The 21,845-nt window shown below is 46.2% G+C and carries 23 protein-coding genes; 9 read left to right on the top strand and 14 right to left on the bottom strand.

Features of this window, described 5'->3' with window-relative positions:
- Position 1: 1 nt before the first annotated feature.
- From BOQ04_RS00225 to BOQ04_RS00195, 7 genes are all read right to left on the bottom strand, one after another.
- The gene (locus tag BOQ04_RS00225; protein ID WP_076022776.1) at positions 2-616 is read right to left on the bottom strand and encodes a carboxymuconolactone decarboxylase family protein; all 615 of its coding nucleotides are present in this window, start codon (positions 614-616) and stop codon (positions 2-4) included.
- Positions 617-717: 101 nt separating this feature from the next.
- Positions 718-1,440, bottom strand: coding sequence for an ABC transporter ATP-binding protein (locus tag BOQ04_RS00220; RefSeq protein WP_076022775.1), 723 nt, complete (start codon positions 1,438-1,440; stop codon positions 718-720).
- A 31-nt stretch (positions 1,441-1,471) separates the two neighbouring features.
- Entirely contained in the window at positions 1,472-3,403 is a 1,932-nt protein-coding gene (locus tag BOQ04_RS00215; protein ID WP_076023141.1) for a branched-chain amino acid ABC transporter ATP-binding protein/permease, read from the bottom strand.
- 2 nt (positions 3,404-3,405) lie between these two features.
- Positions 3,406-4,284, bottom strand: coding sequence for a branched-chain amino acid ABC transporter permease (locus BOQ04_RS00210; protein ID WP_076022774.1), 879 nt, complete (start codon positions 4,282-4,284; stop codon positions 3,406-3,408).
- A 140-nt stretch (positions 4,285-4,424) separates the two neighbouring features.
- On the bottom strand, positions 4,425-5,621 hold the full coding sequence (locus BOQ04_RS00205) for an ABC transporter substrate-binding protein (protein ID WP_076022773.1): 1,197 nt from the start codon (positions 5,619-5,621) through the stop codon (positions 4,425-4,427).
- A gap of 165 nt (positions 5,622-5,786) precedes the next feature.
- A complete protein-coding gene (locus BOQ04_RS00200) occupies positions 5,787-6,698 on the bottom strand; it encodes an EamA family transporter (protein WP_076022772.1) in 912 nt (303 codons plus the stop codon).
- A gap of 7 nt (positions 6,699-6,705) precedes the next feature.
- Positions 6,706-8,331: a GMC family oxidoreductase gene (locus BOQ04_RS00195; protein ID WP_076023140.1), complete on the bottom strand. Its 1,626-nt coding sequence runs from the start codon at positions 8,329-8,331 to the stop codon at positions 6,706-6,708.
- A gap of 163 nt (positions 8,332-8,494) precedes the next feature.
- Between BOQ04_RS00195 and yjgA the strand changes: the two genes are divergently transcribed.
- Positions 8,495-9,022: a ribosome biogenesis factor YjgA gene (yjgA, locus tag BOQ04_RS00190; RefSeq protein ID WP_076022771.1), complete on the top strand. Its 528-nt coding sequence runs from the start codon at positions 8,495-8,497 to the stop codon at positions 9,020-9,022.
- A 3-nt stretch (positions 9,023-9,025) separates the two neighbouring features.
- Here the strand turns inward: yjgA and BOQ04_RS00185 are convergent, their stop codons facing one another.
- The 6 genes from BOQ04_RS00185 to BOQ04_RS00165 all read right to left on the bottom strand — a co-directional run bounded on the left by BOQ04_RS00185 (position 9,026) and on the right by BOQ04_RS00165 (position 15,088).
- On the bottom strand, positions 9,026-10,090 hold the full coding sequence (locus BOQ04_RS00185; RefSeq protein WP_076022770.1) for an acyltransferase family protein: 1,065 nt from the start codon (positions 10,088-10,090) through the stop codon (positions 9,026-9,028).
- Between the two features lie 21 nt (positions 10,091-10,111).
- A complete protein-coding gene (locus BOQ04_RS00180) occupies positions 10,112-10,714 on the bottom strand; it encodes a c-type cytochrome (RefSeq protein WP_076022769.1) in 603 nt (200 codons plus the stop codon).
- A complete protein-coding gene (locus BOQ04_RS00175; protein ID WP_233126589.1) occupies positions 10,711-11,937 on the bottom strand; it encodes a PQQ-dependent sugar dehydrogenase in 1,227 nt (408 codons plus the stop codon). Before BOQ04_RS00175 ends, BOQ04_RS00180 begins: the two co-directional genes overlap by 4 nt.
- A 162-nt stretch (positions 11,938-12,099) precedes the next feature.
- The gene (locus tag BOQ04_RS00170; protein WP_076022768.1) at positions 12,100-14,271 is read right to left on the bottom strand and encodes a TonB-dependent receptor; all 2,172 of its coding nucleotides are present in this window, start codon (positions 14,269-14,271) and stop codon (positions 12,100-12,102) included.
- Positions 14,272-14,316: 45 nt separating this feature from the next.
- Positions 14,317-14,487 carry a hypothetical protein gene (locus BOQ04_RS10685; RefSeq protein WP_158025465.1) on the bottom strand — a complete coding sequence of 57 codons (171 nt, stop codon included), beginning with the start codon at positions 14,485-14,487 and terminating at the stop codon, positions 14,317-14,319.
- Between the two features lie 19 nt (positions 14,488-14,506).
- A complete protein-coding gene (locus BOQ04_RS00165; protein WP_076022767.1) occupies positions 14,507-15,088 on the bottom strand; it encodes an HdeD family acid-resistance protein in 582 nt (193 codons plus the stop codon).
- Positions 15,089-15,208: 120 nt separating this feature from the next.
- Between BOQ04_RS00165 and BOQ04_RS00160 the strand changes: the two genes are divergently transcribed.
- The 7 genes from BOQ04_RS00160 to BOQ04_RS00130 all read left to right on the top strand — a co-directional run bounded on the left by BOQ04_RS00160 (position 15,209) and on the right by BOQ04_RS00130 (position 20,334).
- Entirely contained in the window at positions 15,209-15,427 is a 219-nt protein-coding gene (locus BOQ04_RS00160) for a hypothetical protein (protein ID WP_076022766.1), read from the top strand.
- Between the two features lie 183 nt (positions 15,428-15,610).
- Positions 15,611-15,745 carry a type II toxin-antitoxin system HicA family toxin gene (locus BOQ04_RS00155; protein WP_420875815.1) on the top strand — a complete coding sequence of 45 codons (135 nt, stop codon included), beginning with the start codon at positions 15,611-15,613 and terminating at the stop codon, positions 15,743-15,745.
- Between the two features lie 10 nt (positions 15,746-15,755).
- A complete protein-coding gene (locus tag BOQ04_RS00150) occupies positions 15,756-16,148 on the top strand; it encodes a type II toxin-antitoxin system HicB family antitoxin (RefSeq protein ID WP_076022765.1) in 393 nt (130 codons plus the stop codon).
- 143 nt (positions 16,149-16,291) lie between these two features.
- Positions 16,292-18,007: a nitrite/sulfite reductase gene (locus BOQ04_RS00145; protein WP_076022764.1), complete on the top strand. Its 1,716-nt coding sequence runs from the start codon at positions 16,292-16,294 to the stop codon at positions 18,005-18,007.
- Positions 18,007-18,549, top strand: coding sequence for a DUF934 domain-containing protein (locus BOQ04_RS00140; RefSeq protein ID WP_198929259.1), 543 nt, complete (start codon positions 18,007-18,009; stop codon positions 18,547-18,549). Before BOQ04_RS00145 ends, BOQ04_RS00140 begins: the two co-directional genes overlap by 1 nt.
- 8 nt (positions 18,550-18,557) lie before the next feature.
- Positions 18,558-19,358, top strand: a complete 801-nt coding sequence (cobA, locus tag BOQ04_RS00135) for a uroporphyrinogen-III C-methyltransferase (protein WP_076022763.1) — start codon at positions 18,558-18,560, stop codon at positions 19,356-19,358.
- Positions 19,359-19,548: 190 nt separating this feature from the next.
- The gene (locus tag BOQ04_RS00130) at positions 19,549-20,334 is read left to right on the top strand and encodes a MipA/OmpV family protein (protein WP_076023138.1); all 786 of its coding nucleotides are present in this window, start codon (positions 19,549-19,551) and stop codon (positions 20,332-20,334) included.
- Here BOQ04_RS00130 and BOQ04_RS00125 read toward each other — a convergent pair.
- Positions 20,327-20,692 carry a sirohydrochlorin chelatase gene (locus BOQ04_RS00125; RefSeq protein ID WP_076022762.1) on the bottom strand — a complete coding sequence of 122 codons (366 nt, stop codon included), beginning with the start codon at positions 20,690-20,692 and terminating at the stop codon, positions 20,327-20,329. The two genes, BOQ04_RS00130 and BOQ04_RS00125, sit on opposite strands and share 8 nt — an antisense overlap.
- A gap of 98 nt (positions 20,693-20,790) precedes the next feature.
- Here BOQ04_RS00125 and BOQ04_RS00120 point away from each other — a divergent pair, with 98 nt between their 5' ends.
- On the top strand, positions 20,791-21,810 hold the full coding sequence (locus tag BOQ04_RS00120; protein ID WP_076022761.1) for a calcium:cation antiporter: 1,020 nt from the start codon (positions 20,791-20,793) through the stop codon (positions 21,808-21,810).
- Positions 21,811-21,845 lie beyond the last annotated feature (35 nt).

The raw sequence follows: 21,845 nt of genomic DNA, 5'->3' as shown, positions 1-21,845 counted from the left end.
CTTAATTTGGAAACTTAGGCAGCAAAGGTACATTTCCTGGGGCTTGGTATTGGGCCACATTCATCTGCATTGCTAGCAAAGTGTAATAAGCATTGATTCCAGTTAAGTCAACCACGCCTTTTTTCCCAAAGCGTTGCTCTACGCGCTTGAAGCTCACATCAGAAACACTCTTATTGTGATGCAATTCAGTTGAGAAGTTATAGACCATCTCTTCATCATTAGACATCTTCTCAGGACGTCGACCTTCTTTAATCGCCGCAATCTTATCTGCGCTAATACCTGCAGCCAATGCGATTGGAGCATGCACATACCACTCATAATCTTGAGTCCACTCACGCGCAGAAATTAAGATCACAAACTCACTTAGGGTATTACCAATGGCAGAGTGGTAACGCAAATAATCACCCATGGAACGCGCCTGTGTCATCACTTCAGGGCTGTACATCAGCGGCTCAAATGGACCAAAGACCGCTCTTTTTCTAGCCGCCATGAATTCATCTGCGGCCTGCTTTTGCTCGGGGGTGTAATTTTCCGGGGCAATCGTTGGCAAGCGATCCTGGGCCAACACATTTAAACTCAATACGGCTACTGTTAAAGCAAATATAGTTTTTTTCATTTTTAGTCCTATTACTTTCTACCATTGAAATTACTGAGATTGATTAAAAATCGCATCAAAAGATTAGCTAATACAAGTCGGGATGAAAGAACCAAATTGAGTTAGTGGCTGCCACCGAGATAAGCCGCCTTAACCGCTGGATCATCTTTAAGCTCGTGAGCGGGGCCATGAGCGGCAATCCTACCATTTTCAAGCACATAGCCATAATCAGCCACATTCAGCGCAGCGGCCGCGAATTGCTCAACCAGGAGCATTGTGACCCCCTGCGACTTTAAGTTTGAGATGATTTTAAAAACCTCCTCAACCAAAATTGGAGCAAGCCCCATTGACGGTTCATCCAAGAGAATCACTTCGGGATTGAGCATTACCGCACGAGCCATTGCCAGCATTTGCTGCTCCCCACCCGATAAGGTGCCGGAAAGCTGGTTACGACGCTCTTTTAGACGCGGAAACATTTCAAGAGCCCGCTCAAGATCAAGCTTCACATCACCCTTGGTACGACTGCCGGTCAAACGAGGAAACGCGCCAAGCAAAAGATTGTCTGTAATTGTCATATTGGTAAATACGCGGCGCCCCTCGGGACTGTGCGCCAAACCTAAGCGAGCAATCGCATGAGAATCAGCTCCTGCAATATCTTTACCGCCTAGAGTAACCTCTCCAGCGGTAGGTTTAATCATGCCTGTTATTGCGCGCATGGTCGTTGTCTTACCAGCACCATTAGAGCCAATCAACGTGATCACTTGTCCCTTGGGTACCTCGATACTGATGCCATGGAGCACCTTTACTTTGCCATAGCCCGCTTCTAAATTTTTGATGGATAACATGTTGTTTGTCGATTCAATAAGGTTCGTGTAATTAAGCACCTAAGTAGGCATGAATCACTTTTTCATCTGCCTGAACTTCAGCTGGCTTGCCTTCTGCAATCTTCTGCCCAAAATCTAATACAGAAACGGTATCGCAAAGCGACATCACCACATCCATGTGATGCTCAATCAAAATAAAGGTCACACCGCTATCGCGGATCTTACGAATAATACGAAGCAACTCTTTGATGTCTGGCGCCGTTAAGCCAGCTGCCGGCTCGTCTAAAAGCAAAAGCTCTGGATCTAAGGCTAAGGCTCGTGCAATCTCTAAAAGGCGCTGCTTACCATATGGCAAATTACGAGCCTCTTCATTGGCCAACTCTTCAAGTCCAACAAACTTCAATAAAGCCATACCGCGCTTACGCGCTTCTCGCTCTTCCTTTAAATAAGCAGGCAAGTGCAACCCAATCTCAATGAGATTAGATTTGAAGGTATGGTGCAGTCCAACCATGATGTTCTGTAGCGCAGTCATTTCACCAAAGAGCTGAACATTCTGAAAGGTACGTGCAATACCTGATAAAGCAATATTCGAAGAGGTGCTACCAACTACACTCTTGCCAGCATACAAAACGTTGCCAGCAGTTGGAATATAAATACCAGTCAAGACATTCATCATCGTGCTCTTACCAGAGCCGTTCGGGCCAATTAAGCCGTGAATAGTGCCACGTTTAATACTTAAGCTGACATTATTGAGAGCCTTCAAACCACCAAACTGCATTAAAACAGAGTCAACCTTAAGGAGCTCAGCCCCTATGTTTTTACCGCCAACATCACGAATAAAACCAACAGATTCATCTACGCCTTCTATGGATACTCCACCGCGCGCTGTCTTAGTCTTACCAGAGAGGGCAAAGTAGAAGTTCTTCGCGAATCCCACAATGCCATCTTGAAGGTAATACACAACCAGCAGGATCATGAACCCAAAAATACTTAAGCGCCAGTCAGCAATACTATCAAGCCAAAAAGAAAAAACAGCTAAGCCAACCGTGCCAGCCAGCGGAATAGCGACCCGCTTGAAGCTTGTAATTTTTTTACCAATCGCAATAATTGATCCAACAATCATAGCAATTGCAATGGTGGCCGCTACGATGCGGAACAGATGAATATCATCTAGCAACTTGGGTAATAAAACGATGATCGCGGCGCCAATAATGGCTCCTGTGCGCGATTTCCGCCCTCCCATGATGATCGCCAATAGAAATAGCACAGCCAACTCATTGTTATAAGTATTTGGCGAAATATATTGCTCAGAATAAGCATAGAGACAACCGGCCAAGCCAGCAAAGCCAGCGCTTATAACAAAAGCAATTACTTTGTAGCGATATACGGAAACGCCCATACAGTCACAGGCAATGGGACTGTCACGCAAAGCTTCGAATGCTCGTCCCATTTGTGACTTTAAGAAACGGTCCACCACCACCATACTCGCGAGCATCAAAATCGCAACTATCCAAAAATACTCAAGCTCAGTAGCGGTGCTGCCAAATAACTCTGGTTTTGGCAACTTAATACCGAGGGGACCCTCGGTCAACCAAGTCATTTCATTAATCAAGATTTGGACAATCGTTCCGAATGCTAAAGTCACCATCGCCAAATACGGGCCGACCACTTTCAGAGCAGGCAATGCCAACAGGCCGCCAAAAAATGCTGTAACGAAAATAGCTGCGGGAATCGTCATCCAAATAGGCGCCCCAAAGTGCATAAAGAGAACACCAGCAGTGTAGGAACCAATACCAAACAATCCAGCATGCCCGAGGGAAACTTGGCCGACATAACCCACCACAATATCCAAGCCAAACAATAGAATCACATAAATCAAAATGGTTTCAGCTAGATGAATATAGTACGGGTTATGCACTGCAACTGAAAATCCTAGCAAGGCAAAAACCGCAATCAGAACAGGAAGAGCGGACTTCAATTTCATCATTAAACTTTCTTAATTGCAGATTTACCAAAGAGGCCAGAGGGTTTATATGCAAGCACAAGCAGTAGCAAAATTAAACCTGGAACGTCTTTATAGCCAGTTGATATATAGAAACCGGTAGCCGTTTCAACAATACCAAGAATCAGGCCGCCAACAATAATGCCAAGGCCACTAGAGAGGCCGCCAATAATCGCAACCGCAAAGGCTTTTAATCCGAGTGCACCACCCATCGTGGCGCCAGTTAAAGTCAACGGTGCAATTAAAACCCCCGCAAACGCTGCAGTCAAAGAGGAGAGTGCATAAGAGAAAGTGATCACTAGGCTGGTATTAATACCCATGAGGCCCGCTGCATCACGATCATTAGCTGTTGCAACTACGGCTTTCCCATAAATAGTCTTACGATTAAAGAACTCGACTAGTAACATCATCACTAAGGCCCCTACTACTACCAAGATTTCCATCGGCAGCACATTTGCTCCAAGAAAATTTATTGGCTCATCGCTTAATGGGGATGGAAATGGCAACGCATCACGACCCCAAATGTTTTCAGCTACGTTCTTAAAAATAATTCCAAGTGCAATAGTGGACATAATCCAGCCAAATTCGGATTTAATTTTGATGGCAGGACGCACACCAATTAACTCCACGAAACCGCCTTGCATCATCCCAAATATACAGACCACGGGAATCATGAGCCAGTAATTCATGCCTAAAGTTGTAACGCACGTTAGCCCAACCAAAGCGCCTAACATTAAAGCTTCGCCTTGACCGAAGTTAAGGGTCCCCGAGGTTGCAAAGGTGAGCTGAAAGCCAAAAGCAATAACAGCGTAGATCATTCCTACTGCAATGCCGCTTGTCAGAATCTGTGAAAGGATTTCCATGGTATTGACCTAATAAAAACACATGCTGTTTTAATATTTCTAAGAATGCTGACAAAACGCCGCTATTGAGGCGGCGTTTTGTCAAGGAATCAGCCGGAGCAATATCGCTTCATATTGAACCAAAACTGAAGGTTGCTTATTTATTTTTTCTTAGCAGCAGCTTTTGGAGCGGCATCTTCAGAATTCAAGAAAGCGACGTGGCCATCTTCAACAACACCCATCACCACATCTTTTGCTTTAATTGCCTCATGATCTGCCTGCGTGTATGGCTTGTTATAAGTCATCACCACGCCATCGACTGGAGCGCTTAAGTTTTGTAAAGCCGCCAAAATCTTTGGTCCCTCAGTGCTATTTGCTTGCTTAATCGCAGCAGCCAATAAATACACAGAGTCATACCCTTGCGCCGCAGACACTGGCGAGGCAATGATGCCGTTCTTTGGCTTGAAGTCATGAAGATAGGCCTCTACAAATGCTTTACGTTTTGGTGTAGTGGCTGGCGCCTGAATAAACGTTTCTGGCATGGTGGCCCCATTGCCGTTCTTGCCTGCCGTATCAATAAAGCTAGCCATGGATAAAGTCCAGCTACCAATGATTGGTTTTTTCCAACCCAATTTAGCCATGCCGTTTGCAATTTGGGCCAACTCGGGACCAATCGCATAAGTTAACACTACCTCTGCTCCAGCGTTTTTAGCTTTTAGCAATTGGGAGGTCATATCGACATCACCTAAATTAAATTTCTCTTCAGCAACTGGGGTAACGCCATATTTCTTAAGTGCTTTTTCTAAGTCTTCACGACCTAGTTGCCCATAGTTGGTTGAGTCAGCCAAAATGGCGACTTTCTTCAAGCCACGCTTCTCGACCGCCTCTTTGGCAATCATCGGCGCCTGAATATCATCAGCAGCTGCCGTACGGAAAACATAGTTTTCTGGGGCGTTTGGAAATTGGTGCGTAATTAATGTACCAGTTGCCACGTTATTGATGACGGGAATCTTTGCGTCTTGATAAAAACGCTGAGAAGCTAAGGCAACACCCGTGTTAATGAACCCTAAAGTGGCAACCACTTTTTCATTATTAATTAACTCTTGTGCAATCTGGACGCCGCGCTCATTTTTTGCCTCATCATCACGCTCGACTAAGACAATTTTATTTCCATTAATGCCGCCAGCAGCATTAATTTCTTTGACAGCTAAACGTACGCCGTCTCGCATACTGACACCCATTGAGGATGAGCCACCAGTATAGGGGCCAGTTACACCAACTTTGATATCAGCGGCGTAGGCACCAGATGAAAGCATTGCAGCAGTAACAACTGCAAAAATATGACGGCGAATTTTCATAATATCTCCATGATTAGAACAAGTAATTAAATTACTTTTTTTATATATATTGACTGCAAAGAACTGAAAACTATCTTACATTCATTGCAGTCGGTGTGGCAGCTATTTAAATAAGGGTTTTACCTTAGCAGGTGATGATTGACCATGCAAAGTAAGGTAAAAAAATTAAGGGTTACGCTTGTAAAGTTGCTCACGCAGATTGGGCCAAAACAGATTAATTACCAGCCCAGTAATCACCAAGCCTGCAGCCAATAGTTTCCAGCCTGGTAATGGCTCCCCCAAATAATAGGCTGATGCCCCCATGCCAAATATTGGCACCAATAATGGGGCCGGAGCTACTAAGGCAGCAGGATGTTTGGAGAGTAACCAAGCCCAGGCGGCATAACCAAATAAAGTGTTGCCCCATGATTGCCAAAAGACGCCAATCCAAGCTGCTAGCGAAGCATTTACAAGCGCTGAGCCAACTTGCTGCCAGCCACCCTCAAAAATCAGGGTAAGCGAAATCAATGGTGGAATAGAAAATGCGCTTGCCCACACAACATACGAGAACATATTAATATCGCCGGCCCGGCGACTGACGGTATTAGCAACCCCCCAAGAAAATCCAGCAAAAACCACCAAAGATAAGCCCAAGAAGGTCGTATTAGCATCAGTATGCAAGGCAATGATGATCAAACCCACTAAAGCAATGGAAACCGCGATAGCCTGATAGAGTTTGAGCCGCTCTTTTGCAAAGAACATGGCAAAACCAATGGTAAAAAATACTTGGGTTTGGATTACCAAAGAAGCTAAGCCTGGTGGAATTTGAGATTCAATGGCGTAATAGAGCACACCAAACTGCCCTACCCCAGTACACAGGCCATACAAGCAGAGATTACGCCAAGAAACTTTTGGTCTGGCGACAAAAAATACCATTGGCAACAAAGAAAAGACGTAGCGCAGCGTGGCAAATAAAAATGGTGGAAAGCTACTCAAGCAATTTTTCATCACCACGAAATTGGTACCCCACACCGCCACAATCGCTAATGCCAATAGCAAATGACTTAAGGGTAAGTGATTACTTTTGTGTGTCGTCAAAGTGTACTTACTTACCGGTAATTAACTCAGCAGCGCGCTGAGCAATCATCATGGTTGGAGCAGCTGTATTACCAGAGGTAATTGTTGGCATGGCCGAAGCATCCACCACCCGTAAATGGCCAACACCCCGCACACGCAATTGCGAATCGAGTACCGCCATTGGGTCATCTGCACACCCCATCTTGCAAGTGCCTACTGGATGGAAAATGGTAGTACCAATATCGCCCGCCGCCTTAACCAACTCTTCATCGCTTTGATATCGACTACCTGGCTTGTATTCTTCCGGGGTGTAGGGCGCCAGTGCTGGGCTTTGCACAATCTTGCGCGTGAGACGCAAAGACTCCACTGCAATTCTGCGGTCTTCCTCGGTAGAGAGATAGTTGGGTGCAATCACTGGAGGCGCCTCGGGATCCAAGGAGTTAATGTGCACACTACCGCGAGAGCTTGGGCGCAAATTACATACACTGGCAGTAAACGCGTTGAAAGAATGCAAATCTTCACCAAACTTCTCTAAAGAAAGTGGTTGCACGTGATACTCCACATTGGCACGCTCTTGATCAGGAGCGCTGAATGCAAAAGCACCTAACTGAGATGGCGCCATCGACATAGGGCCAGAGCGCTTAAAGAAATACTCCAAACCAATGAGCATTTTGCCCCACAGAGTATTTGCTTTGGTGTTAAGCGTTTTAATACCGTTTACTTTGTAAATCATGCGCAATTGCAAATGGTCTTGCAGGTTTTCTCCAACACCGGGCAAATCACTCATTACGGGAATGCCTAAAGCATTTAAGCGGTCTGCAGCGCCAACACCAGAGCGCTCCAGAACCTGAACGCTACCAATCGCACCGGCACTCAATATCACCTCACCTTGCGCAGCGATATGGCACAAAGCCTTGGTCAATACGCCGTCTTTAAGATATTGAACGCCGTAGCAATTTTTAGTGGCCGGATCAATCAGTAATTTATCAACCAGCGCTTGCGTCACAACCGTGAGATTGCTGCGCTTAGCAGCATCACGCAAAAAGGCCTTAGCGGCATTGAGGCGCCAGCCATCACGCTGACTCACATCGAAATAACCCACACCAAAATTATCGCCAGTATTAAAGTCATCGCTTGCCGGAATTCCGGTCTCGATAGCAGCCTGCTTAAACACATCCATGATTGGCCAACGCAGGCGTTGTTTAGATACTGTCCACTCGCCACCCTTACCATGCCATTCATTGGCAGGCCCGTGGTAATCCTCAATTGCCTTATAGCGTCTGAGGGCATTTTGCCAAGACCAAGATTCATCACCCGTTGCTGTAACCCAAGCTTTGTAATCACCTTCCTGACCACGCATATAAATCATGCCATTGATTGAAGAGCAGCCACCCAGCACCCGGCCGCGAGGATAAAGCAAGGATCGTCCATTTAATCCAGCTTCATTAGCAGTTTTAAAACGCCAATCTGCTCGCGGGTTATCAATACAGTAAAGATAGCCAACCGGAATATGGATCCAGATGTAGTTGTCGTTTTTGCCAGCCTCAATCAATAAGACCTTCTTATTGGGATTAGCCGAAAGGCTTTTGGCGAGCAAACAGCCTGCACTACCGGCGCCAATAATGATGTAGTCATAAGCAGAAGCGCTGCTCATAAAAGCGGATGGGGTCTCTGTTGTCATTTTTCTATTTTTTGCCAGCTATTGCGTAAATTCTATTACTTTGGAAACATTATTTACCAAAACAGGCTTTCCGCGCTAACGCTAGCAAAAACTGCTTTTAGACTAATTCCAACCAATACCCGTCTAAAATGAGCAAATGCACGTCAATGAGAAAAATCGCACCCCAAAACTGGAAGATCCAAATGACGGGCCCAGCAAATCCGAACTAAAGCGGCAAATGACTGAACGTCAAAAGCTGGCTGAGGTTTTAGCCGCTTTAAGTAGCGACGCACTCAAAACCATTCCAATGGATGAGGCAATCAAGGCGGCCATCGCAGAAACAAACAAAATCAAAAGTTTTGAAGCAATCCGTAGGCACAAGCAATACCTCGGAAAGCTGATGCGCTTTTTGGATGAAACAGAGTTAGAGGCTATTCAGAAGCGTCTTGACGCGATCCAAGGGGTGAGTAAAGCTGAAACAGCCAAACTGCATTTTTTAGAGAGCTATCGTGACCGCTTAATTGCTGATGATGCCGCCTTCACCAAACTGATTGAACAGTTTCCGGAGATGGATATTCAGAATATGCGCACTTTAATCCGAAATGCGCGTAGAGAAAAAGAGCAGAATAAGCCGCCAAAAGCGTACCGAGAAATCTTCCGCTGCCTCAAAGAATTAGGTCTCTAATACTTAGAGCTTGAAGTGGCGCGCAGGCACTTCAACATAGCGATATAGGTAGTTTGCGGTAAACCAACTCGCCATCATGGTGGCTAGCATAAACCCAATCGCGATCAAGCCATTATTAAGCAAACTCAAGCCTGAAGCGATGTAAATGGTGTTGGCAATCAAAATAAATGAGAAGTGCAATAAGAAAGCACAGTAAGACCGACGACTACCCCAGAGGATAGAGAAGACGAGGTTATGCATTTTGTGGTGTTTCTCATCCTTGTAGGCCCGACTGCCCCACAGCACCAAGGCAATTGCGACTACATAGGCCAGAATATTTCTAATCCACAGATCCTGAAAACTCGAGATCAGCACAATCACCCCAATCAAAGCAAGCAAGACTTGTGACAGTTTTTTAATCGCTGGATCGGCATGATCTTTCGCCAAATGAACCAATACACCCAGGCCATAAGAGCCAATAAAGTAGAAGAAATAATTTTCATACTGCGTGAGGCGATTGAAGTACAACAGCGATGCGACGATCAAAATAGTAGCCATCCAGATTAGCGAGCGATAACCAGGAAATGTCGCCAACATGATAGTGAGCGCGGCATAGAGCTGCCAATCAATTGCCACATACCACACGCCAGCAGAGATCGAATCCAAGCCCAAGACGCCCTGCAAGAAAAATAGATGTGCCAAAAATTGCTTGAGCGTTTCTGATTCGCCAACAAACTCATCGCTCACCCAGAAGCGCGCCACCCAAGCGCAGGCAATAGTAAATACCAAGGCAACCACATAAGGAGCAAAAAGACGCAAATAACGATTAATGATTAATTTAAGCGTGTTGCGGGGCTTATCAACGGCATTGGCGCGCATCAAGGATTGTGCGGCGAGATACCCACCCATCACCAAGAATATTTGGACAGCATAGCGTCCATACTCAAATAAGCATCCCATCACTCCAGGTAACAATTCTCTAGCATCCTGCGCCATCTGCCCATAGCTCGATAGATGGTGAAGGATGATGATGAAAGCAGCAAAAACCTTTAAAAAATCAATAAATAGGTAGTGATTCTTAGTTTGCAATGAGGTGACTTAAAAGGGGTACTAGTTAAGGGATGCGGCGTAAGTAGCCAGTGATTCTACATCCTCATCGCTTAAACCCTTTGCGGCACTGCCCATGGTGCCGTCCATATCGATACGTGCACCAGAACGGATATTTTTTAGCTGGGTTACTACATATTCTTGCCATTGGCCAGCTAAGCGGGCAATATGTTTTTGCCCCTGTAACTGGGCTCCATGACAAGAATTGCAGTACAGAGTACCCGCCAGCTTCTGCCCTATGGCAATCAAATCCGGATTACCAGGCTTACCTGGTGGTGGCGGTAAGGCAGCATAGTAGGCAGCAATATTGCGGATATCTTGATCGCTCAATGCCTGCGCAATCCCTTCCATGCCACCGCCCTTGCGCTGCTCACCGCGAAACTGAATCAATTGATAACTGAGAGAAAGGGCTGGTTGCGCAGCCAGATTGGGTATAGATGGCCCAATAGAGATGCCATTCTCGCCATGACATGAAAAACACATTTGTGCTTTTTCTTTTCCGGCCACAGCATCTCCTGGCGCGGCATGAACCAAACTCGATATTAATAAGAGGCTATTAAAAAAGGCCACCACGAGGATGGCCTTCGTCTTAAAGATCAATTTCATTTGGCGTAAGACACACGGAAGATGGAGCCAGTCTCATCATCGGATACCAACATCGATCCGTCTTTGAGTACTTGCACGTCGACTGGGCGACCCCAGGCCTCGTTATTACTGCTATCTAACCAACCCGTGACAAATGGCTCAAGCTTGATCGGCTTATTTTTGGCATCCAACACTACACGCACCACTTGGTAGCCTGATTTTTTGGTTTTATTCCAAGAACCATGCTCGGCAATAAAGATATTGCCTTTGTATTCTGCTGGGAATTGCTGGCCATTATAAAAACGCATTCCCAAGGCAGCTACGTGTGCACCCAATTTCATTTCTGGCTTATCGAACTCATCACATGAACGACCTTTACCCAAATCTGGATCAACCAAGTCGCCTTGATGACAGAACGGATAACCAAAGTTCATTCCTTTAGGGCGCACTAAACGATTCAAAGTGTCATTTGGTAAATCTTCAGAAACCCAATCGCGGCCATTATTGGTAAACCACAATTCATTCGTGCCTTTTTGGAAATCCATACCAACGCTGTTACGCACGCCCGTAGCAACATATTCCAAGATATTGGTTTTGAGATTCAAACGCACAATAGCTGCATGTGTATAAGGTGGAATGATAATATTCGAAGGGGTACCAATCTGAAAATAGAGGTACTTTTTATCTGGACTGACTGTCATGAACTTCCAACCATGTGGCTCATCTTTTGGCAGCGCATCGAACACTACTACGGGTGCAGGTGGATTATCTAAATTTTGCTCAATGTTGTCGTAGCGAATAATGCGTGACAACTCGGCCACATACAATGAGCCATCAATAAATGCGACGCCATTTGGACGATGCAATCCTTTGGCAATCGTCCTGACTTCACGCTTGCCATTTTTAGTCACTACCGCATAGACGTTACCTGTAAAGCGGGTACCAACAAACACAGTACCACTTGGCGCCTCAGTCATAGAGCGGCCATTGGGCATACCAGCTGCCCAGAGCTCAATCTTAAAACCAGGTGGCACCTTTAATTTACTTACCGGGATATCTTCTACAGGCATTGCCGAGATACCAGGTGGGCTGGGAGCTAAAGAAGGATTCATACCATCCGCAGTGCGGCCTTGCGCCCAAGTAGGGGGAATCGCAACTGGAGCAGCTGGTGCTTGAGCGCTGGCTAGGCCTGTCAAGGTCATACCAGCAGCGAACATCAGCGAATAAATTACTTTGAACTTCATAAAAGGTCTCCAAATATTTTGGTTTTAAATGATTGATCTTGCATTTTGATGCAATTCAAATTTCTAACGCAATCCTAAAGCATTTTTATTAATTTTGTGAAAAAGGCTTGGCTTGAGATCGCCTCTACCGCGGTGCACAATAAATACCCAAGCCCGAGCACCCTAAAAGCTCACTCGCGCCCCAACACTAATGGCCTGCGGCATTCCAGCCTGGTAGGAGCTACTCGAGGTGGCTTGATTGAAGGTAATGTATTGGCGATTGAGTAAGTTCACAACAGAAGCAAAGACTGAGGCATTCTGCGTGACTTGATAATTAGCCCGCAAACCAATAATGGCGTAGGCCGGTACTGGATAGAGGTGGGCGGTATCCATCCATGAGTTCCCCACATAATGCATGGTTGCAGACAGGCTGGCTGATGGCGCAGGGTAATACGTCACTCCAGAATTAAACATATTGCGCGGTACACCCCCAAGCTGACTGCCCGTTGGATCGCTGGTTGCATTCCAAGTCAGGCGGGTGTTGGTATAGGTATAGCCACTATCGACCGCCCAATGCACATCTAGATCTTGGTGATACTGAAACTCCACCCCCTGACTTAATAAGTCCTGGCGATTGGTAAAGTAATTAACCGATTTGGAATTACAAATACCCACGTTTCCCACCCCTGTTAGTGGATTACCTGTGGCATTACAAAGCGATTGCGCCAAAGCAACATCACCGGCGTTATTGGCATTTAAGGCATAGCTGGCTACCGCATTTTGGACGTAATTATTAAAAGTAGTGATCTGGGCAAAACCAGCACCCCAGCGGTAGTCGGAACCCAACTCAAATCCAGTCATGGTTTCTGGAGTCAAATTGGGATTAGCAAAATTCCAGCTGGTTTGCGAACCATAGCTGCGCAGTGTGTTGTTCATGCTCGGCGCATGAAAGGCTTGATATGCTGCCGCCCGCAAATCTAAATCGCTAGTAGCTTGATAGAGCAGCCCTAAAGAAGGACTCAATTGCGTTTTGCTTTGACTGTTTACGTTTTGATATTGCGGATTAATGCCATTGGCCCCAGCGTTATATAAGGTGGGGGTTTGACTGGTCCAGTAATCTAAGCGCGCGCCCAATGTCGCCTCGAGCGGAATAGCTGAAGACTTAGACTTAAGCTGCCCTAATATCCCATAAAAATTTTGTTGCCCCTGGGCATAATCCACCGAAACCACCTGACCTGAGCCATTGGCATTGAGATTATTCGTGGTGTTTGAGGCGGTAATATTGCGCGCATCTATCCCCAGAATATATTGATCAATTCCGGCGGCATGAAGATCCTGGGTATATTGCGCAGAAGCCCCAAGCGTGGAATAAGGATCGGTGTAGTTGGCATTGATATAGGGCTGATTTCTATCCACCCCCGATGTCGCGGTAGAACCACTTTGCTTGTAGAACTGAGTCTGCTGATAAAACACATTGACCTGCGTTTTTTTATCTACATCTATTTGCGTATTTGTACCACCTGCAAAATTAGCCGTTTGAATCAGGTTAGGCGCAATGGCATAGTTTGTACTTAGATCAGCCATCGTGCCATAGCCCAAACGCAAAAAAGCATTCGTATCTGCCGTTGGCTTAAAAAAGTTCTCTAAGCGAATATTGGAATTGGCTGCGGAGTCGGTCCCCATGCCATTTTTAATATTGTTTGGCGATGCTGGAAAAATGGTCGCGTAATTCTGAAAACCAGCTGTAGAAAAGTAATCCGCTGATAAGCGCATTTGATAGGCATCAGAGGCAACAATATCTTTGGACACCGCAACATTACCAGTGCCAAATGCACCATAACTTGCAGCAATATCTTGTGAGCTATTTTGCGGTGTCTTGGTATTGATATTAATGACGCCGCCCATGCCATAGTTACCATACAAACTCGATACACCGCCGCGCACAAACTCAACAGAATCAATCGCTGACATGGGAACTAAGTTCCACTGCACGGTGCCATAAAAGGCATCGTTGGCAGGCAGTCCATCAATTAATACCAGCGTGCGACCATAACCTAAACCACGCACATTGATGCTTTGGCCGGTGGGATCCTTTTGATAGTAAGGCACATCGTTTAAGAATACGCCCGGCACATTTTTTAAGACTTGATCAATTGTTTGGTCAGGCGCTGCCTCAAGCACCTCCCCAGTCAAGATCGTGGTGTTGAGCGTCATTTGATCGAGTGGCGTACCTGCACGTGTCGCAGTTACCACTACATCACTTAACTTTTGATCGTAATTGGGGGGTGGCGCCACTTGTGCCCAAGTAAGCGCTGAGGGCAGCGTGAGTAAAAAAACACCATATCGACTACGCATTTTTACTCACGCCTATTTCACTAGATAAAACGAATCAGCAACAGTTTATTTTGATTTTGTTTTACCCATCAACGAGGCCAACAAAGGGTTGGCCTCGGCGAGTTCTTTTTTGGATTTTGCCTTCGCAACCGCGCCGAGTTTTGGAGACTTAGCAGCGTTCTTCATTTCTTGCGCAGTTTTCAAGGCAAGATTCTTATACAAATCCGTTTTCTTCATAAGGCAATAAGCGCTTTCTTTATTGCTGAGTTAAAGAGCGCGCCGCAAAGCCCAAGAAGAGCATTGACCAACCCTGCAAGAGTAATTCGATAGCAATGAGGAGGCCAGGTAACCAGAGGCTTGAAGCAGGATAGCCATTCATGATCAAGAAACCCATCAAGATTGAAATCAAGCCAGAGAGAGCCATCCAAAACCACTCATTGAAGTGACGGTGCTGAAATGCAGATACCAAACGTAAAAAGCCGGTAATAAAGAAGATGGCAGCTAACCAGAGGGTAATCACCTCTAATGCCGGAATTGGAAATACCCAAGTAAAGAGTCCAGCAGCAATGTAAAGAATAGACAAGATCACTTGAATACCCACACTCTTCCATCCTTTAGATTGAATCGCGTGCACGAATTGCAAACCGCCGCCAATTACCAAAAATGCACCTAACACATTGACAGTCAAAAAGGAGAACAAGACTTGTCCAGCAACACCAATCATGCCCAAAACAATAAATAGGATGCCTAAGCCAATGAGGTAGCCAGGTGCTTTAGCAGCAGCACCCATGACAGCTGCACGAATATCTTTTAATTGGGCAACGGATAAATCGGTCATATGACTTTCTTTCTTCAACAGGGTTAGAGCCTCTACTGTATCAGCCCTAGATGTAAAACAAGGTAATAAAACCAGTATGCTGTCTCTTTATGCAGTCCGCCAGACTTACCGGAGAATGAGATGAACGACAGTACGACCATTGTGATGGGCATCATTGCCATGCTGCTGCCTGTATTTGCAGGGCGCTTAGTGTGGCGCCGCTTTGATCAGTACTTTGGCCGCAATGATGAGGCTTATCAAGACACCCTCCCCTACTTTCTGAAGAAAATAGGCGCTACTGCCCTACTCGCCTTTGTATTGCTCTGGATTGGGATGGGTGTAGTTTTTAATACCCAATAGGACAAAAGGCAAAAGATGGATGTGTGAAAGCATTTCCGAGTAAATCAATTGAAGTATCTGCATAACCCCCCAAAAATTTAACTTAATTAACACCCCTTCTTCATTTGTGTGTATAGTGTGTATATAAAATGCAGGGATGAATAGTAAAGAGCTAATTAAGGTACTTGAAAAGATGGTTGGGCATTGCGTGGTTCGAAAGGTTCTCACCATATCTTTCATCATTCATTTAAATCTGGGCACATCGTGGTACCACACCCCAAAAAAGATTTAGGAGTCGGATTAGTTCAAAAAGTACTGAAACAAGCTCAAGTCAAATAAAGAGGCACTTATGAAGTATCCAATTGCAATTGAACCCGGAAGTTCCAAGACAGCCTGGGGTGTCGTTGTCCCCGATCTACCTGGATGTTTTTCCGCTGCTGATGGCGGGATTGATGAGGCCATCGAAAAGGCTAAGGAAGCCATTGAGCTTTGGATCGAGATAGCGCTTGATAACGCCAAAGATGTACCCAAACCTAGCTTAATTACCGATCTTCAGAAGAAAAAAGAATTCAAGGGTTTTATCTGGGCGATTGTGGAGATAAATCCCGCTTTACTATCTGATGACATTGAAAGAGTCAATATTTCCTTACCAAAAAGAGTCTTGGCAAGATTGGACGCCAAGGCAAAGTCAGCAGGCGAAAATAGATCTGGATATATTGCCCACATGGCAATTAGCACTTAATAACCCTAAAAGTGACTGCTACCCCATCAAGATATAAGTCACAACAATGATATTTTTACTGCCCTCTTTATACCAATTTAGATATAAAGAGCCAATATTTGAGTATTTGAAGTAATAATCAAAATCCTAGACAATATGGGGCTATGTACAAATACGACCATATTGACCAAACCCTTGTAGATCAACGGGTTGCCCAATTCAGAGACCAAGTAGAGCGCCGCCTCAATGGTGCCTTGCCTGAAGAAGAATTTCGACCACTGCGCCTGCAAAATGGTCTCTATCACCAACGTCATGCCTATATGTTGCGCGTGGCTATTCCTTATGGACTGTTAAGTGCCAAGCAATTACGCATGCTTGCTCTCATCGCGGATAAATACGATCGGGGTTATGGTCATTTCACTACCCGCCAAAACATTCAATACAACTGGGTGGAGCTAGAAGGGACTCCCAATATCTTGGCTGATTTAGCCAAGGTGGAGATGCATGCCATACAAACTTCTGGCAACTGTATTCGCAACATTACTAGCGATGCCTTTGCTGGGGTTGCTGCCGACGAATACGTCGATCCCCGTCCGATTTGTGAGTTACTGCGTCAATGGTCCACCCTGCATCCTGAGTTTGCGCATTTACCACGCAAATTTAAATTCGCCATCAATGGCGCGAAAGAAGATCGCACTATTTTGTTATGCCACGATGTTGGCATTGAATTAAAGAAAGATGCTGCCGGTCAATTGCTGGCTGATATTTATGCAGGTGGTGGCATGGGGCGCACCCCTATTCTGGGTTCCCTCATCAAGCAAGGCTTGCCATGGCAATTACTGCCAAGCTATCTCACAGCATTACTGCGGGTCTATAACCGCTTTGGCCGTCGCGATAATTTATACAAAGCGCGTATCAAGATTTTGGTCAAGGCATTAGGCCCAGAAGAATTTGCTCGCCAAGTAGAAGGTGAATGGGCTCACATCGTCGATGGCGATGATAACTTCACGCAAGCAGAGTGGGAGCGGGTAGCCCAGCACTTTACCAAGCCCGCATACAAAACCTTGCTGCCTTTGAGTACTGAACAGTTGCTCGCGCAGATTGGTTCAGTTGAGGGTAATGAGCGGATTGCATTTAGCCGCTGGTTGGAGCGCAATGTACGTAGTCACCAAGTTCCCGGCTATGCATCAGTCATTCTGTCCTTAAAGCCGCATGGTGTGCCACCGGGCGATGTCACCAGCGCCCAAATGAATGCCATTGCAGATTTGGCAGATCAATATAGCTTTGGTGAATTACGCGCAACCCACGAACAAAATCTCGTGCTGGCTGACGTAGAGCAAGCGCAATTGGTAGAGCTCTGGCGCGCAGCTAAGAAACAAAATTTGGTTCTGCCCAATATTGGTTTATTGACTGATATCATCGCCTGCCCTGGTGGCGACTTCTGTTCATTGGCTAATGCCAAATCATTGCCGATTGCTAAAGCCATCCAAGAACGTTTTGATGATTTGGATTACCTCTATGACTTAGGGGAGATCACTCTGAATATTTCTGGGTGTATTAATTCTTGTGGTCACCATCACGTTGGCAATATTGGCGTACTCGGTGTCGATAAAGACGGTGAAGAGTGGTATCAAATTACTTTAGGTGGCGAGCAAGGCAACGATGCTGCGATTGGTAAAGTCATTGGCCCCTCTTTTTATGCCGATGAAATCCCTGATGTCATGACCAACATTATTAATACCTATGTGGGCCAACGCCATGAGGATGAGTCATTCATTAGCGCCTATCGTCGTTTAGGTGTCGCGCCATTCAAGGAAGCGGCTTACTCGCATGCCAAGAAAAAAGTAGTCTCTGAGCAAGCTGCTGGTGGAGCGGCATGATGAACGAAATCCTCCATTTCCCCAAAGATGGCAAGCCCCATTTTGCGCCAAATCAATGGCAGATTCTCAGCTGGGATCAAGATGAGGGTGGCATTCCGGATTTAGAGCATGGCCCGAGTAAAGTCTTGGTACCGTTTGCGTGGTGGGTAAAACACCATAAAGAACAAGACATTCTGGCCCGCGCCCAAGCCGGTCAAATTGGTGTGTGGTTTGCTGCCGATGATGACATCCTTAAGCATGCAGATTTGCTTGAAGAAGGTAAAACGCTGTGGCCGCTAGTAGCAGCGCACTTCCCTATTTTTAGAGATGGTCGCAGCTTTAGTACTGCGGCGCTGCTGCGCGAGCGCTACTCTTGGAATGGAGAAATTCGTGCTATTGGCGATGTACTGATTGATCAACTACTACAAGGTGCTCGAGTGGGTTTTGATAGCTTTGCTTTGCGCTCTGATCAAGACAAGGATGTTGCACTCAAGCAGTTTGATCTATTTAGCGTGACTACGCAAAATAGCTGGCGCGGTAAGCGCACTACCCTCAGCCTTTGAGAGCGTCCATGCAAAAGCCAGCATCGATCAATAGCGCTTACGGCAAGGTCTACTTAGTAGGCGCTGGCCCGGGCGCTGCTGATCTGATTACAGTGCGGGGGGCCAAATTATTAGCGCAGGCTGATGTGGTATTTCATGATGCTTTGGTCGAGCCGGAGATGTTGGCATTGTGTCCCCAAGCTATTCAGGTACCGGTTGGCAAACGCTGTGGCAAGCTCTCTTCTGCACAGCAATTTATCAATAAGCGTCTGGTCGATGCCGCCAAACAGCACCAGGTAGTGGTGCGACTCAAAGGGGGTGATCCCATGCTCTTTGGGCGTGCGGATGAAGAACTCCAGGCTTTACAGACTGCTGGTATTGCTGTGGAAATTGTTCCAGGCATTACTGCTGCCTTAGCTGGTGCAGCATCAATTGGCCAATCTCTCACCTTGCGTGGTGTCTCTCGCAGCGTGGCCTTTGTGACCCTGGCCCAAGCAGCTGAGCCCCACCTTGAAATAAGTCACTCGCCCATCCAATACCCCACAGCCGACACCTTGGTGTATTACATGGGCCGCAAAGATGCGGCGCGCATTGCTCAAGAGCTTATTAGCCATAGTCCCAATCATTCGCCACTCACACCCGTTCATATTCTGGAGGCAGTGAGCACCCAGCGAGAGCGCCACTGGTCCAGTACTTTGCAAGAACTAGCACTCGGTGCAGCAGATCATTGGTTCGATACCCAGTCGCCCGCCTTGATCATGGTTGGCGAGGCCCTCAAAGTGAATGTGTCCGATGTAATTGCTGCGCAGCACCAAAAGACAGGCACCTAAGCAGGGATTGAGGGTGCCCTGAGGGTGAGCAATTCTATGTAGAATAGTCCCCATGCTCTGCCCCAACTATTTTCGTTGGTTCCAATTGTTTTGCTCTAGCAAATCAATCGGTGCAAAGCAAAAGCTTATAAAGTTCATAACGAGCGCTTTTGGTGTGGTACTGTTTTTTGCAACACTACACACACCAATATTGGCCGCAGAAAATAACGCGAGTAATGCATCCACGAGTGTGCCCTCGGTAGCGGTAACTGACATTGCCCAATACGAAGTACCCAATGATGTGCCAGATGGTTTGCCCAATCATCTGGTGGGTGATCTTGGTGTCGCGGTGTATAGCTCGAATATGTCGATTGGCGCTACCGGCACTCAAACCTACCCTTTACCTTATGCCTTTTTTGATTACGAACGCTTCTTTGCGCGCATTGATACTTTTGGATTTAAAACAATCAAAATGGGGTATGGTTATCTTGAGGTAGCCGGTCAGGTGAACCTGGATAACTACAATCGCAAATCTACTATTACGGGCGCCACTTTTTCAAAATTAGATCCCGTGCCACTTGGACTTGGTAGCTTTCAAGAAACGCCCATTGGTGGGTTTTTTATGTATGCGTTTCAGGATATCAATCGCTCACAAGGACAAATTTATCAGCTGTCTTATTTTGCCGAGTTTGAATTACCTGCAAATATCAAAATCTATCCACTCCTGGGCGCTGAATACCTTACTCAGTCTTATGCTAATTACTACTATGGCGTAAGCCCTAAAGCCTCGCAAACTTTGGGCTATTCTCAATACACAGTGCCTGGCACAACGAATTATGTAGCTGGCTTAATGGTAGAGGTACCAATTGTGGATGATTGGTATTTCAATGTCTTTGGTAAGCGCAAGTTCATGGGCAGCGGTATCAGCAACAGTCCCATCATGGCAAACTCCTACCAGGACAGCCTCATTGCCTCTCTGGTCTATCGCTTTAAGTAAGCTCTCTAGCCCCAAAATCAATAATGGCTTGCAGAATATGGGGATCTTCGCCCACTGCAGGTGCGGCGCTAATCTGCACATCAGGAAACTTGGCCTGACAGTCAGCCAGCAGTACTGGAAAGTCATTACGCAAATGGCCGCCTTGACCAAAAAAGACTGGGATGATGCGCACACTAGTGGCTCCAGCATCAACCAAACCAGCGATCGCCTCTGCCAGTGAGGGCTGCATGAGCTCTAAAAATGCCAGTGCCATGGGAGTAGTGGGATGCTGCTCCCTCCACAAAGTAGCCATGCGATCAAAGGGTTCACGCCAACGAATATCACGGGCGCCATGGCCAAATAAAATAATTGCCTGCATCTTTACCCAATCCCTTTCAATACCGCTCTAAATTGCTATAAGCTTACCCTGTATTCAATCACTCCACCGAACTGCAGTACCTTTATAAAAGATCCTCTATGTCAGCTCTGCTTAATCACACCTGGTTTATTGCTTTATTAGGCATGATTTTGATTGGCGCCGTTCTCACTGCCGTGCATCATGCAGAAGTGGTGGCTCATAAAACGGGGGAGCCCTATGGCATGCCGATTCTGTCCATTAGCGTGACGATTATTGAAGTCTCACTCATTATCTCTATGATGCTTACAGGTCATGAGGGCTCGCAATTTATTGCCCGTGATGCCGTATTTGCTACTGTGATGATTGTGATCAATGGGGTCATTGGTTTGTGTATCTTTGTAGGCGGTCTCAAACATTATGAAATGGCTTTTCGTAATGAGGGAGCGCTCTCTTCCTTGGGGGTACTCACCGCCTTAGCTACTTTTATTTTGGTCATGCCAGTAGTCACTGTCAGTACACCTGGCCCTGACTTTACCAATAGTCAATTGGCCTTTGCAGGCATTGCGTCTTTTGCTTTGTATGGCGCGTTTCTCTTTTTTCAGACTGTGAGTCATCGCGATTACTACTTGCCGGTCAGTGCAGAGCACAAAGCGGACGAGACAGTGCACGCGGATAAGCCGAGCAATCTCAAGACCACAGTCAGTCTTATTCTCTTATTGATATCACTGATCACGGTAGTGGGATTAGCTGAGTTACTCAGTCCTGCCATTGAGGCTGCAGTCAATAATGCGGGAGCACCTAAAACGGTGGTGGGTATTGCCATTGCGCTTTTGGTGTTGTTACCAGAGAGCTTTGCAGCGGTCAGAGCCGCCAATGCCAATCGCTTGCAAAGTAGTTTGAATCTTACGCTGGGATCAGCATTAGCCAGCATTGGTCTGACAATCCCCACGGTAGCAGCCATTGCCATTTTCTTTGATCTGCCATTGAGCTTAGGTATCAGCGATCTTAATATGGTCCTAATGTACCTGTCTTTCTTTATTGGTGCACTGACTCTAGCCATTGGTAAGACCACCCTCTTACAGGGCGTGCTGCATCTGATTATTTTCTTGGAGTACTTATTCTTGAGCTTGGTGCCCTAAAGACAGAGTACAAAACGAGAAGACTTACTTACTTA

The sequence above is a fragment of the Polynucleobacter sphagniphilus genome (assembly GCF_001953355.1).
In the GTDB taxonomy this organism is placed as follows: domain Bacteria; phylum Pseudomonadota; class Gammaproteobacteria; order Burkholderiales; family Burkholderiaceae; genus Polynucleobacter; species Polynucleobacter sphagniphilus.
The sequence above is the reverse complement of the archived record's forward strand: the minus strand, read 5'-3'. Positions and strand labels throughout refer to the sequence as shown.

Coding starts and splice junctions, on each gene's coding strand:
- BOQ04_RS00225 (WP_076022776.1), bottom strand. CDS start 616: ATGAAAAAAACTATATTTGCTTTAACAGTAGCCGTATTGAGTTTAAAT.
- BOQ04_RS00220 (WP_076022775.1), bottom strand. CDS start 1,440: ATGTTATCCATCAAAAATTTAGAAGCGGGCTATGGCAAAGTAAAGGTG.
- BOQ04_RS00215 (WP_076023141.1), bottom strand. CDS start 3,403: ATGAAATTGAAGTCCGCTCTTCCTGTTCTGATTGCGGTTTTTGCCTTG.
- BOQ04_RS00210 (WP_076022774.1), bottom strand. CDS start 4,284: ATGGAAATCCTTTCACAGATTCTGACAAGCGGCATTGCAGTAGGAATG.
- BOQ04_RS00205 (WP_076022773.1), bottom strand. CDS start 5,621: ATGAAAATTCGCCGTCATATTTTTGCAGTTGTTACTGCTGCAATGCTT.
- BOQ04_RS00195 (WP_076023140.1), bottom strand. CDS start 8,331: ATGAGCAGCGCTTCTGCTTATGACTACATCATTATTGGCGCCGGTAGT.
- yjgA (WP_076022771.1), top strand. CDS start 8,495: ATGCACGTCAATGAGAAAAATCGCACCCCAAAACTGGAAGATCCAAAT.
- BOQ04_RS00180 (WP_076022769.1), bottom strand. CDS start 10,714: ATGAAATTGATCTTTAAGACGAAGGCCATCCTCGTGGTGGCCTTTTTT.
- BOQ04_RS00175 (WP_233126589.1), bottom strand. CDS start 11,937: ATGAAGTTCAAAGTAATTTATTCGCTGATGTTCGCTGCTGGTATGACC.
- BOQ04_RS00170 (WP_076022768.1), bottom strand. CDS start 14,271: ATGCGTAGTCGATATGGTGTTTTTTTACTCACGCTGCCCTCAGCGCTT.
- BOQ04_RS10685 (WP_158025465.1), bottom strand. CDS start 14,487: ATGAAGAAAACGGATTTGTATAAGAATCTTGCCTTGAAAACTGCGCAA.
- BOQ04_RS00165 (WP_076022767.1), bottom strand. CDS start 15,088: ATGACCGATTTATCCGTTGCCCAATTAAAAGATATTCGTGCAGCTGTC.
- BOQ04_RS00160 (WP_076022766.1), top strand. CDS start 15,209: ATGAACGACAGTACGACCATTGTGATGGGCATCATTGCCATGCTGCTG.
- BOQ04_RS00150 (WP_076022765.1), top strand. CDS start 15,756: ATGAAGTATCCAATTGCAATTGAACCCGGAAGTTCCAAGACAGCCTGG.
- BOQ04_RS00145 (WP_076022764.1), top strand. CDS start 16,292: ATGTACAAATACGACCATATTGACCAAACCCTTGTAGATCAACGGGTT.
- BOQ04_RS00140 (WP_198929259.1), top strand. CDS start 18,007: ATGAACGAAATCCTCCATTTCCCCAAAGATGGCAAGCCCCATTTTGCG.
- cobA (WP_076022763.1), top strand. CDS start 18,558: ATGCAAAAGCCAGCATCGATCAATAGCGCTTACGGCAAGGTCTACTTA.
- BOQ04_RS00125 (WP_076022762.1), bottom strand. CDS start 20,692: ATGCAGGCAATTATTTTATTTGGCCATGGCGCCCGTGATATTCGTTGG.
- BOQ04_RS00120 (WP_076022761.1), top strand. CDS start 20,791: ATGTCAGCTCTGCTTAATCACACCTGGTTTATTGCTTTATTAGGCATG.